Annotated in this window: 8 protein-coding genes; all 8 read left to right on the top strand. The window is 42.1% G+C overall.

Annotated features, from left to right (window positions below):
- Positions 1 to 555: 555 nt before the first annotated feature.
- The 8 genes from fdxB to CDG79_RS01865 all read left to right on the top strand — a co-directional run bounded on the left by fdxB (position 556) and on the right by CDG79_RS01865 (position 13,117).
- Positions 556 to 849 (top strand): ferredoxin III, nif-specific, encoded by a 294-nt coding sequence (gene fdxB / locus CDG79_RS01915; RefSeq protein ID WP_094327470.1) that lies wholly within the window; start codon positions 556 to 558, stop codon positions 847 to 849.
- A 525-nt stretch (positions 850 to 1,374) separates the two neighbouring features.
- Positions 1,375 to 2,367, top strand: coding sequence for a cytochrome c oxidase subunit II (locus CDG79_RS01910; protein WP_094340071.1), 993 nt, complete (start codon positions 1,375 to 1,377; stop codon positions 2,365 to 2,367).
- 39 nt (positions 2,368 to 2,406) lie between these two features.
- The gene (gene ctaD / locus CDG79_RS01905; RefSeq protein WP_094340069.1) at positions 2,407 to 4,095 is read left to right on the top strand and encodes a cytochrome c oxidase subunit I; all 1,689 of its coding nucleotides are present in this window, start codon (positions 2,407 to 2,409) and stop codon (positions 4,093 to 4,095) included.
- Between the two features lie 361 nt (positions 4,096 to 4,456).
- Positions 4,457 to 5,053, top strand: coding sequence for a cytochrome c oxidase subunit 3 (locus CDG79_RS01895; protein ID WP_094340064.1), 597 nt, complete (start codon positions 4,457 to 4,459; stop codon positions 5,051 to 5,053).
- Positions 5,054 to 5,575: 522 nt separating this feature from the next.
- On the top strand, positions 5,576 to 6,061 hold the full coding sequence (locus tag CDG79_RS01885; RefSeq protein WP_094340058.1) for a hypothetical protein: 486 nt from the start codon (positions 5,576 to 5,578) through the stop codon (positions 6,059 to 6,061).
- Positions 6,062 to 6,259: 198 nt separating this feature from the next.
- Positions 6,260 to 6,871, top strand: coding sequence for a cupin (locus CDG79_RS01875; protein ID WP_094340053.1), 612 nt, complete (start codon positions 6,260 to 6,262; stop codon positions 6,869 to 6,871).
- Between the two features lie 56 nt (positions 6,872 to 6,927).
- A complete protein-coding gene (locus tag CDG79_RS01870) occupies positions 6,928 to 7,413 on the top strand; it encodes an ArsC/Spx/MgsR family protein (RefSeq protein WP_094340051.1) in 486 nt (161 codons plus the stop codon).
- A 205-nt stretch (positions 7,414 to 7,618) separates the two neighbouring features.
- Positions 7,619 to 13,117: a trifunctional serine/threonine-protein kinase/ATP-binding protein/sensor histidine kinase gene (locus tag CDG79_RS01865; protein WP_094340048.1), complete on the top strand. Its 5,499-nt coding sequence runs from the start codon at positions 7,619 to 7,621 to the stop codon at positions 13,115 to 13,117.
- Positions 13,118 to 13,135: the final 18 nt, after the last annotated feature.

The raw sequence follows: 13,135 nt of genomic DNA, 5'->3' as shown, positions 1-13,135 counted from the left end.
CATCATTTATATAAATAGTTGAATCAGATCGAATTGCAAATTGTTGCTTTGAAAAATACATATTGCATATATCAAAATGTAATTAATGAACATTTATTTTTGTATATATGTATACTGTTTATCTAGATTTCTTTGTCTAAAGCTAAAAGTATTTGAAAAATAATATCATCACTTTTATCGATATACTTGCGTTTACATCAGGCTTTACTGGCGAGGGTAGGTTTTAAACCTGTAATTTATGCGTCTCTTTTTTCTATACTTTGCATGGGAATAGCTGATTAGCGGCTGCTGCCTCTAGTCAGATATTGAGTCAGAGACTCAATGAATGCGTTCCCATGCGGAGCATAGGAACGAGGTAAACTTAAGCATTCATAATTATTATTGGCAATGATTTGCATTTATTTTTGATTTAAAAAATGATTTCTCATTGTGTTCAAAGTCATCGATTTTTTATCAAGCGAAAGTGAATTTTGAATACAAAAGAATAAAAGATTAGGATAATATGATGATTAATGCACAAACACATTGATAGGCAAAATTGCCAAGGAATTATTAATGGCACAACTAACAGGTTTGACATTTGGCGGTAAAACTTGGACACCAAAATTCGCTCAAGAAATTGACAAAGATAAATGTATCGGCTGTGGCAGATGTGTTAAAGTCTGCGGGTACAATGTGCTAGGTTTGAAGGCACTCAATGAAGAAGGCGAATTTGTAGAAGACGAAGATGATGAAGAAGTTGAACGGAAAGTAATGGCAGTTACTTCTCCAGAAAACTGTATTGGTTGTGAAGCGTGTTCGCGGATTTGTCCGAAAAATTGCTACACCCATGTTGCAGGAAATAATTAGAGTTTTTAGAGTTAGTCCAAATTGTTGTTAATTCAAGGAGGCACTGTTTGTAAAAAGCGCAAATGCGCTAGGCAAGGTAACTTGAGGGGAATACTAAGTATTTACTGCAACTAAGAAATAGTTCACAGTAAACAAATGCGTAAATCGCAAAATGTCAGCTATTAACAAATTTAAACTTGCTGCTAATATAGCCTAATCAATATTAGGTCAACAGTGCCCTCTTGGAACAACGAGCTTTTTTGAAAGCGGGGGGCTAACTTTTTCATAGGAGTTGAAATATAATTTGTAATTTTCTGGGGGAAGGATATGGAAAAAATCTGGAATTTTCCCCCTTTTTTTATGGCTGCACGTTAGAAAGTTAATAAGTGAAAAGGGAAAAGGGAAAAGGGAAAAGGGAATGGGGACTGGGGACTGGGGACTAGGAAGACAAAGAATAGTTTTTCTAATACCTAATACCTAATCCCCAATCCCCAGTACCCAATACCCAGTACCTATAAAAGACTGTTTACAAAGCAGGTAGCATGTATGCAACAAGTTCCTGTTTCACTATGGACTCTGGTTGCTGGGATAGTAGTTACAGCAATCAGCATTTGGATCGGTCAAAACCACACTCTTATGCCGGTGCAGGCATCGCTACAAGCGCCTTTGGTAGACGGTTTTTTCAACGTCATGTTTACCATTGCGATCGCATTCTTCTTAGTGGTAAAAGGAACTATTGTACTTTTTTTGATTCAGTTTCGTCGCCGCAAGGGTGACGATACCGATGGCGCACGAGTGGAAGGTAACGTTCCCTTAGAAATCTTTTGGACAGCAATTCCAACAGTGATTGTCCTCTGTTTGGGCATCTACAGTGTAGATGTTTTTAACCGAATGGGGGGTTTTGAGCCTGCGGGTCATCCTCATTCAGCCGCTCATGTTGCTCATAAGTCAGGAACCGCGATCGCTGCTACATTAAGCGATACCTCTGAAGCAACAGCTGCTCCAGCGATCGCTCCAACAATCGGTATCGGCGCGTCTCCTCAAACTCTAGGGAAACCAGCCGATTTAGTTGTTGATGTCAAAGGCATACAGTACGCCTGGATATTTAATTACCCTGATAGTGGCATTACCTCTGGGGAATTGCACATTCCCGTCGGTGCTGATGTTCAACTCAACCTTTCAGCACAAGATGTAATTCATTCATTTTGGGTTCCAAACTTCCGCTTGAAGCAAGATGCACTTCCTGGTATCCCTACCGAACTACGATTTGTCGCCACCAAACCAGGTACATATCCCGTAGTTTGTGCTGAATTGTGCGGTGGTTATCACGGTTCAATGCGGACACAGGTAATTGTCCACACACCGGAAGAATATAATAGCTGGCGGACAGAAAACCAGATTGCTCAACAGCAAAATTTCAATCAAGTTGTTGCAGTTAATCCAGCCGACTTATCAACATCAGAGTTTCTCGCGCCCCACACCCATGATATGGGCATTAGTGCAGCAACTCTAGAGTCAGTAGTCATGAGACGCGATTAATCGCGTCTGTACAAGAGTCGCGCATAGTGGTACAAAAATATGACGCAGGTAGAATTTCCACGGAATACTCCACCAGAAGGAAAGAAACCGGAAATGGTGGCTGGCCACGCTTCCCATCCGAAGGCGTGGAAATGGCAAGATTATTTTACATTTAATGTTGACCACAAGGTTATTGGTATTCAATACCTGGTGACGGCGTTTGTCTTCTATCTCATCGGCGGACTGATGGCGATCGCTCTGCGGGTCGAATTAGCAACACCAGAATCAGACGTACTCGACCCCAATTTGTATAACGCTTTCATGACCAATCACGGGACGATTATGATCTTCCTGTGGATTGTCCCTAGCGCTATTGGCGGATTTGGTAACTATTTAGTGCCGTTGATGGTCGGTGCTAGGGATATGGCTTTCCCGAAACTGAATGCAGTTGCCTTTTGGTTAAACCCACCAGCCGGTGCGCTTATATTAGGTAGTTTCATCTTTGGTGGTTCGCAATCTGGTTGGACAGCTTATCCACCTTTGAGTTTGGTGACAGCGCCAATTGCTCAAACGATGTGGATACTTGCGATCGTTTTGGTGGGAACTTCTTCAATTTTGGGTTCGCTGAACTTCGTAATCACCATTTTGATGATGAAAGTTCCGAGCATGAAATGGGATCAAGTACCCTTGTTTTGCTGGGCAATCTTGGCAACCTCCTTGCTAGCGTTGTTTTCCACACCTGTATTAGCAGCCGGTTTAGTTCTGCTGTTGTTCGACCTCAACTTTGGTACATCCTTCTTTAAACCAGATGCAGGCGGTAACGTTGTAATTTATCAACACTTATTCTGGTTTTATTCTCACCCGGCAGTATATTTAATGATTCTGCCTATCTTCGGCATTATGTCGGAGGTAATTCCAGTTCACTCCCGCAAGCCAATCTTTGGTTATAAAGCGATCGCTTATTCTAGTGTAGCCATCTGCGTTGTGGGTTTGTTCGTTTGGGTACACCACATGTTTACCAGTGGTACACCCGGTTGGATGCGGATGTTCTTCACCATCTCCACTCTTATCGTTGCAGTTCCCACGGGCGTGAAGATTTTTGCCTGGGTTGCTACCCTTTGGGGTGGTAAAATCCGCTTCACAGGTGCGATGCTTTTCGCCATTGGCTTGTTGTCCATGTTTGTCATGGGCGGCTTAAGTGGTGTGACGATGGGAACAGCGCCCTTTGATGTTCACGTCCACGACACATATTATGTTGTCGGACACTTCCATTACGTTCTGTTTGGCGGTTCCGTGTTTGGCATTTATGCCGGCATTTATCACTGGTTCCCCAAAATGACCGGACGAATGTTGAATGAAAGCTTGGCACGCATTCACTTTGCCCTTACTTTCATCGGCACGAATCTAACCTTTTTACCCATGCACGAGTTGGGTTTGAAAGGAATGCCCCGAAGAGTGGCAATGTATGACCCCCAATTTATCGACCTCAATCAAATTTGTACCTTCGGTTCAATTGTTTTGGGGATATCGGTAATTCCTTTCGCCATCAACATGATTTACAGTTGGTTGAAAGGGCCTTTGGCTGGTGATAATCCTTGGCAAGCTTTGACTTTAGAATGGACAACTAGCTCACCACCTGCAATTGAAAACTGGGAAGTATTGCCGGTTGTGACTCATGGGCCTTATGACTACGGTCACGGTCATAGTAATGAAGTACAGCCATCTGCAACGCCGGAAGTTAGTGCTTAGTAAAGCTTTGCGCGAAAGCGTAGCGTTTTTAATGCAAGCCAATGCATTCGCAAGCCAATGCATTCACAATGCAAGCCAATGCATTCACAATGCAAGCCAATGCATTCACAATGCAAGCTAATGCATTCACAATGCAAGCCAATGCATTCACAATGCAAGCTAATACATTCACGATGCAAGTCAACGCATTCACGATGCAAGCTAACGCATTAACATTGTCGGGTATTACCAAATAAAAAATAACTCTTGTGGGCTTGGGCATCCTGCTTTAATTTAAAACAAGTGAGACACCCATCCCACAAACAAATCAGGACTGTGAAGAATTGAATTGCCCGACGCTTCACCTTTGAGGGTAAACAATATGACCATAGCTACGACAAGCGAAGAACACAGTGCAGGACACGAAGAACATCCAGATTTAAGAGTTTGGGGATTGTTGACATTTCTTGCCTCTGAATCTCTGATGTTTGGAGGATTTTTTGCCACTTATCTATTTTTCCGAGGTATTACACCAGTTTGGCCTCCAGAAGGGAGTGAAGTAGAACTACTTGTACCGACGATTAACACCATTATTCTGGTATCTAGTAGTTTCGTGATTCACTTCGGTGATACAGCGATTAAAAAGAATAACGTCAAGGGAATGCAACTGTGGTATGCCATTACTGCAATCATGGGGGCAATTTTCTTGGCTGGTCAGGTTTATGAGTACTCAACATTGGGATACGGACTGACTACCAACGTCTTCGCCAACTGCTTTTATATCATGACAGGGTTCCACGGTTTGCACGTTTTTATTGGACTGTTATTGATATTACGTGCATTGTGGCGATCGCGTCTCCCTGGTGAATATTCTGCAACCAATCATACTTTCATCGAAATGACAGAGATTTACTGGCACTTCGTTGACATTATTTGGATTGTCTTATTCACTTTGGTGTACGTTCTCACTTTGTTTTAAATTGGGCATGGCGAAGAGGACAAGGGAAAAACTGGTTGTAAGTTCTCACCTTGTCCCTAATACAGTTCAGTTAAGGCTAAAACTCTTTCCCAAAGTCCTTTTTTTTGACAACCGCATTCGCGTAGCGTCTCGTAGAGAAAGACGCATTCGCGTAGCGTCTCGTAGAGAAGGACACAAAGAGAAGAAAGAAATGCTTAACCTAAGCGTATTACCCTTGTTCCCAGACCCCCATACGGTTCGGTTAGGGTTATTTGGAGGACTCCAAGAAAGAAAATGCCCAATTGTCGTTGCGAGCGAAGCGAAGCAATCGCAGCCCTTGGGATTGCTTCGCTTCGCTCGCAACGACGGGTTTTGGATCATTTATTTTTTGGAACACTCTTGATGAAAATAATAGATCCTAAAGACGCGATTTATCGCCGTTAGAACGGAAGACCGATTATTGTAAAGACGGCGATTTATCGCGTCTCTTGCCTTAACCAAACAGTATCGTCCAGCCCCCAATCCCCATTCCCCATTCCCAATATGCAAGCTAATACGAATAAATTCTCATGGTTTCAGGTTCCAAATGATATCAAAAATCTATTAATTTTAGCTGCACAAAACTGGGAAAACACATCGGAATCCGAAAAATATATTCAACAAGCTTTAGATCGGACTAGTGATAATACAGATGTCTTGGTAGCAGCATATAGATTTTTCTATTATAAAAATAATTATTCTCTTGCACTACAAACAACAATCAAATTATTAGATAAAATTAAAGAACTAGAACAATTCCCCGATGACTGGGAGCAACTTCAGCCGATATTAGTCAATCGCAAAGAAGACCCACAAATTCGATTGTACTTAAATGCTTATGCTGCTTCTGGATTAGTGCTAGCAAAGTTAGGAGAAATTGAGCAGGCCAAAGAAATCAGCACCAGAGTCAAACAGATAGACGAAAAGAATGATTTTGGTTCTGGGATTCTGCTGGATATTTTGACACGTCCAGCAGAAGAAGACGATTAATTAGTCAGCAATGAAAAGTCAAGGTGAAATCATGAACAACTGGTTATCTACTAAATCCTATTCTTTATTAGGAGCAAGTACTGATAGTAACTCTATCATCCCTCCTATTAACATACCTACTAAACTTCCTGTAGGTAACATTCCTAATGTTTCACCGATCATTGTGATCCAATCTTCTCCACTATCAATTTAAAAGTTATGAAAGGTAGGGATTGGCTGCTAACAGAGGACGGTCAGCATCAAGCCTGTAAATCTGTAAGAGCATGGGATTTATTGAGAGAAAATTACCGCCTTTATCGGTTTTTAACTGAGGTGGAAGATGTTCTCAATAGCAGCGACAATGAAACCAATTGTCTGCCAGAAATTCGGATGCTTGTAAGGCGCTTGATGGTAAATTCCTACTGGGTGCAAAGTCAAAATTTAGAACCTTCACCCAAAACGGGAAGCTCTGTTTTACTCCTATATGATGAATTGGGTTTTCCGTTGACAGTGCAAACAGTAACATTTGCACCGGGAACCCGTTCAAACATTCATAATCATGGAACGTGGGGAATCGTGGCGGTGCTAAAAGGCCAGGAAAAAAATACTTTTTGGCGACGCACCAATAGCCCAGAATTTCAGGACAAAATTGAAGCAACGGGAGAGATAACTCTCTTCCCAGGAGACATTATTAGCTTTACTCCCGATGCAATTCACAGTGTAGAAGCAGTGGGTGATGAACCAGCTGTGACTTTTAATATTTATGGCGAAACCGATCCAAATGAAAGGTTTGAGTTTGACTTAGTTAGCCATAAAGCGAGGAATTTTTAATTTCATCGGTTCGTAGTTGGCGCTTTAGCGCAAAAGAGTAATTAGGAGATAGTTGAATGGCAAGGGTAATTTTCTATAGCAAACCAGGCTGTAAAGGTGGTGTTAAGCAAAAAGTTTTGCTAACAGCTGCCGGTCATGAGGTGATACCACAGAACCTGCTAAAAGAACCTTGGACATCTGAACGGTTGCGCTCATTTTTTGGCGATCGCCCCGTAGTCGAATGGTTTAATCTTTCCGCCCCCAAGGTAAAATCTGGTGAGGTGGTTCCTGAAAAAGTGGATGAACAAACCGCTTTAGCGCTGATGCTGAAAGAACCACTGTTAATTCGCCGTCCTTTGTTAGAAATAGGCGATCGCCGCGAGGTAGGATTTGATGTCCAAAAGATTGATGCTTGGATTGGCTTACAAGCTGTAGATGAATCCTTGCAAGAAATCAGCGACAAGCTTCTGAAGCAAGATTTGCAAAACTGTTCCCACGGTAGCGATCGCAATCACGATCGCGATTCTCAACAACACCAAAAGCAAGGGAACTGTAAACATTAGTAGAGGATTGTTGCACTGATATAATTGGTTAAAACATGAGTTATTGAATTTGAGATGCAACGATGCTCTCAAATCTCAATATACAAATTTGGAGGGAATTAGTATTTGTAACATCTTGTGAAATTTATGCTTATTTTAATCACAAGTGTTACAAAGCTAAACTTGCATGGGCATATTAAGAATGCCTATATCGCAAGAAAAAACAATGACAGCTACCTTATCCGGCTATCAACTCCTCGAAACCCTTCACTCCGGTAATAAAACCGTCATTTATCGTGGACGGCGAGAAACCGATAACGTTTCTGTCATTGTCAAAACTCTCCTGTGCGAACATCCACCTCTAGAAGACATTGCCCGACTGCGCCACGAATATCAAATCATTGAACCTCTGCAAATTCCTGGCATTGTTAAAGCCTACGAGTTAAAGAATTATCAGCATGGACTGGCTTTGGTTTTAGAAGACATTCCAGGTTGCTTGCTCCAAGAACTGATTGCAAATCAAACAACCACCTCGATCGCTTTCCTTAAGGTGGGGATTAATCTAGCACAAATTTTAGGAGAACTGCACGCCCAACAAATTATTCATAAAGATATTAAGCCGCACAATATTTTAATTAACCCTGATACGGGCGAAGCCAAACTGATTGACTTCAGTATCTCTTCACGCCTTGATAAAGAAAATCCCACCTTGAGCAATCCAAATTTGCTCGAAGGTACGCTTGCTTATATGTCGCCTGAACAGACGGGTAGAATGAATCGGGCGGTTGACTATCGCACCGATTTTTATTCACTGGGTGTCACTTTATATGAAATGCTGACGGGTACTTTGCCCTTTCAAGCTGTTGACCCGATGGAGTTGATCCACTGTCACATTGCCAAAGCACCAGCCGCACCCTGTAGTGAAACCGTGTGCCGCATCTTGGGAAATGTGCCAGAGGCTATTAGTGCAGTTATTTTAAAATTATTAGCGAAAACAGCAGAAGAGCGGTATCAAAGCGCCTGGGGACTGAAAGCGGATTTAGAGGAATGTTTGTTTCAACTGCAAACGACTGGAAAAATTGAAAACTTTGTACCGGGGAGACAGGACAAATCCGGGCATTTTTCGATTCCGCAAACGCTATACGGACGCAAAGCAGAAGTAGCAACATTGATGGCTGCGTTTGAGCGTGTAGCAGGGGGTAGCAGTGAACTCATGCTCATCTCTGGTTATTCAGGGATTGGAAAGACGAGTGTCGTCAATGAAGTTCATAAACCGATTGTGGGAGCAAGGGGTTATTTCATTGCAGGCAAGTTTGACCAGTTCAAGCGCAATATTCCCTATGCATCGTTGATTCAGGCGTTCCAATCTTTAATTCAGCAATTACTCACCGAAAACGAAGCCCAAATTCAAGTTTGGAAAGAGAAACTCCTAACTGCGTTGGGAGAGAATGGACAGGTCATTATCGATGTTATTCCAGAAGTCGAACTAATTATTGGAACTGTGCCATCTGTGACACAACTGGGTGCGGCTGAATCTCAAAATCGTTTTAATCGCGTTTTTGGGCAATTTATTGGCGTATTTACAACCCAAGACCATCCTCTGGTTGTTTTCTTGGATGATTTGCAGTGGGCAGATTCGGCATCACTGAACTTAATTGAGCTATTGATGACGGATAGCGATGCCTACGGCGGCAAGCTACGCAAATATCTATTATTAATTGGAGCATACCGCGATAACGAAGTGTCACCCACCCACTCGCTCATGCTCAGTTTGGACAAGATTCAATCCTCTGGTGCGGTGGTAAATAACATCGTCTTAGCACCGTTGCAGTTAACGGATGTGGAAGCATTAATTAGCGACACGTTGAAGAATCATAGAGAATATAGCAACCCGTTAACAGAATTACTATTACACAAAACTGCTGGTAATCCGTTCTTCTTAACGCAACTGCTCAAAACCCTGTACCAAGAAGACTTGTTAACTTATGATTTCCATTCCGGGAAGTGGGAATGGAATATCCAACATATTCAAGCGATCGGCATCACTGACCTGAATGTGGTTGAACTGACGGCGAGAAATATTTGTAAACTGTCACCAGAAACGCAAAAAGTCCTCAAACTCGCTGCTTGTATTGGCAGCACGTTTAACTTAGAAGTATTGGCGATCGTTAATGAAGCATCTTCTTTAACAACTGCGGCGCAGTTGTGGTCAGCCCTACAAGCTGGGTTAATTCTGCCGTTAAATCAGGATTACAAAATTCCTTTAGTGTTTAGTCAGGAAGATTCAGGCGACGTTACCTTAACTGATGTCAAGGTTGACTACAAGTTTTTACACGATCGAGTACAGCAAGCGGCGTATTCTCTGATTCCCGATGAGCAGAAGAAAGCAACGCATCTGAAAATTGGTCAATTACTGCTGCAAAATACTACACCAGAAGAACGCAAAGAAAATATATTTACTTTAATTAATCAACTCAATTACGGTACTGATTTACTGGTATCGGAAACAGAAAAATATCAACTTGCAGAACTCAATCTGATCGCAGGTCAGAGAGCCAAAGCCGCCACAGCGAATGATTCCGCGAGTAAATATTTGCAAGTTGGTTTGGGACTATTAGTAGAAGAAAGCTGGAAATGTGAATATGAACTGACATTAGCATTGCACTCAGAAGCAGCAGAGGCAGCTTTTTTGAGCGGTGATTTTGCCGGAATGCAGAGATTTGTTGAGATAGTACAAAACTGCGCTAAAACGCTGCTCGACAAAATTAAAGTTTATGAAGTCCAGATTCAAGCTTACGTATCGCAGACCAAGCTATTAGAAGCAGTTAATACAGCGTTAGAAGTTTTAAAGCTGTTAGGGGTAGAGTTTCCCCAAGAGCCTAACCCGTCAGATATTAGGCAAGCATTAGGGGAAACTGCGGCAATTTTCAACGAGAAGCGAATTGAGGATTTAATTGAACTGCCTCAAATGAGCGATCCTTATAAATTAGCAGCTATTAGACTTTTATCAAGTATCTTTGCTGCTGTATATCTTGCGGTTCCACAACTATTGCCTTTGACGGTGTGCAAACAAGTACAATTATCCGTCCAATATGGTAATGCCTCGGTATCTCCCTTTGGTTATGCCAATTATGGTCTTCTGCTTTGTGGAGTTGTGGGAGATATTGATTCAGGTCATCAGCTTGGTCAATTAGCTTTAAATCTAGTATCAAAGTTGAATGCTCAAGAAATCAAAGCCAAGACAGTTGTCATCGTAAATATATTTACCCGACATTGGAAAGAGCATCTCAAAGAAACATTAGAGCCTTTCATGTCAGCTTACGCTAGCGGAATGGAGACGGGAGATTTAGAATGGGCTGCTTTTGGTCTAATAGTATACTCCTATTGCGCTTACTTTAGCGGCAAAGAATTGACTGGACTGGAAACAGAGATGGCAACTTACAGAGATGCTATTTATAAAATTAAGCAAGAAACAGCACTGAATTTTCAAGAAATTTATTTGCAGGCTGTCTTAAATTTACTCGGAAGAAGTGAAGATCCCTGTCGTCTTCAGGGTGAAGCCTACGACGAGGAAATCAGGTTGCCCCTGCACCTGCAAGCAAATGATAATTCGGGAATTTTCTACTCATATTTGAACAAACTTTTACTTTGTTATTTGTTTGAAAACTACTCTCAAGCAATTGAGCATACTGCTATAGCAGAGAAGTATTTAGGTGCAATGGTAGGATTGCCTGTTATTCCTATCTTCCATTTCTACGATTCTTTGGTGTGGTTAGCAGTGTATTCTGATACTCCACAATCAGAGCAACAGGGCATTCTTGACCGAATACAAGCTAATCAAGAAAAAATGCAAAAATGGGCGCATCATGCCCCAATGAATTATTTACACAAATTCTATTTGGTAGAGGCAGAACGGCATCGAGTTTTAGGCGAAAAAATTGAAGCGATCGAGATGTACGATCGCGCGATCGCATTTGCCAAAGAAAATGAGTATATCAACGAAGAAGCGATCGCTCACGAACTCGCGGCTAAATTCTATTTGTCGTGGGGTAAAGAAACGATTGCCCGCCCCTACATGACAGATGCTTACTATGCTTATAGCCATTGGGGTGCTAAAGCTAAAGTCAAAGATTTAGAAGCACGCTATCCGCAATTAATTGTGCGGTCAAACACAGAAAAACTAGAAACAAATTATAAAGAACTGACACTAGACACCTCTACGACTAGCGGAGGCGGTCAAATTCTTGACTTGATGACGGTAATGAAAGCTTCACAAGTCTTGTCAGAAGAAATGATGCTGAGTCGCTTGCTCGAAAAACTGATGAAAAATGTCATCGAAAATGCTGGCGCTCAACAAGGTTACTTTATTGTCAAGCACGAGAATCAATGGATGCTGGAAGCCGGAGGAATGCTTGAAGGTAAGAACGTTAATGTTGTCGTTAATGGGCAGAATGAGACTGATTCACCTTTACTTCCCGTTGCCTTATTCAACTATGTCGAAAGAACTAGAGACAACCTGGTTTTAAACGATGCTGTGAAAGACCCCCGCTTTGCGGCTGATGTTTATATCGCCACTCACCAATCCAAATCGATTTTATGTCTACCACTGATTCACTCTGGCAAGTTTACTGGTCTTCTTTACCTGGAAAATAATCTTATTCCTGGTGCTTTTAGTTCAGAACGGGTGAATGTGCTGAGTTTGTTGACAGCACAAATTTCGATAGCGATTGAGAACGCCCGTCTCTACACCAATCTACAAGCTTACTCGCAACGACTGGAAGCTAATAATGAAGCTTTGCAAGCATCTGAAACACGAGAGCGAGAAAAAGCCGAACAACTCGAAAAATATCTTGGCAAACTGCAACAAACCCAGGCTCAACTTGTGCAGACCGAGAAAATGTCAAGCTTAGGGCAACTGGTAGCTGGCGTTGCTCACGAAATCAACAATCCAGTCAATTTTATCTTTGCCAACCTGACTCATGCCAACGCTTACACCCAAGAGGTGCTAAAATTGCTGGAACTTTACCAAAAACATTACCCATCTCCCCATCCAGAAATTCAGTCAGAAGCTCTAGCAATTGATCTGGAATTCCTGCTGGAAGACCTGCCTAAACTACTGTCTTCTATGCGGGTTGGAGCAGACCGAATTCGGCAAATTGTCGCTTCGCTACGAAGCTTCTCACGCATGGACGAAGCCGAAATTAAAGCCGTTGATATTCATGAGGGCATTGATAGTACCATAATGATTCTGCAACATCGCTTCACAGAAAAGTCAGATCGTGTCGGTATTGAGCTTGTTAAACACTACGGCAAGCTACCCCAAGTGGAATGCTATGCAGGGCAACTCAATCAAGTGTTTATGAATGTGTTGAGTAATGCGATCGATGCTTTGGAAGAGTCATTAATGGACAATCAAGGACAAATAACAACTCCAACTATTACTATTTACACTGAACAAATTGATGCCGATCGAGTCGAAATTCGCATTGCAGACAATGGTATAAGTATACCGGAGTCTGTTCGGCGACGCTTGTTCGATCCTTTCTTTACCACAAAACCTGTGGGCAAAGGGACAGGTATGGGTTTATCGATTAGCTACCAAATTGTCACTGAAAAACATGGTGGTTCACTCTCTTGCACCTCAGAACCCGGTGAGGGAGCAGAGTTTCAAATCCGCATTCCAATTTGCCAAGAAGTCAGCAAGAAGGTTGCTGTTAGTGTGTAGAGGCTGAAATATCACTCT

The sequence above is a fragment of the Nostoc sp. 'Peltigera membranacea cyanobiont' 232 genome (assembly GCF_002245985.1).
GTDB lineage: Bacteria > Cyanobacteriota > Cyanobacteriia > Cyanobacteriales > Nostocaceae > Nostoc.
Note: the sequence above shows the minus strand (reverse complement) of the source record. Positions and strands in the feature narration are given on the sequence as shown.

Excerpts from the sequence above, each read along its gene's own strand:
- fdxB (WP_094327470.1), top strand. The coding sequence starts at position 556 with ATGGCACAACTAACAGGTTTGACATTTGGCGGTAAAACTTGGACACCA.
- CDG79_RS01910 (WP_094340071.1), top strand. The coding sequence starts at position 1,375 with ATGCAACAAGTTCCTGTTTCACTATGGACTCTGGTTGCTGGGATAGTA.
- ctaD (WP_094340069.1), top strand. The coding sequence starts at position 2,407 with ATGACGCAGGTAGAATTTCCACGGAATACTCCACCAGAAGGAAAGAAA.
- CDG79_RS01895 (WP_094340064.1), top strand. The coding sequence starts at position 4,457 with ATGACCATAGCTACGACAAGCGAAGAACACAGTGCAGGACACGAAGAA.
- CDG79_RS01885 (WP_094340058.1), top strand. The coding sequence starts at position 5,576 with ATGCAAGCTAATACGAATAAATTCTCATGGTTTCAGGTTCCAAATGAT.
- CDG79_RS01875 (WP_094340053.1), top strand. The coding sequence starts at position 6,260 with ATGAAAGGTAGGGATTGGCTGCTAACAGAGGACGGTCAGCATCAAGCC.
- CDG79_RS01870 (WP_094340051.1), top strand. The coding sequence starts at position 6,928 with ATGGCAAGGGTAATTTTCTATAGCAAACCAGGCTGTAAAGGTGGTGTT.
- CDG79_RS01865 (WP_094340048.1), top strand. The coding sequence starts at position 7,619 with ATGACAGCTACCTTATCCGGCTATCAACTCCTCGAAACCCTTCACTCC.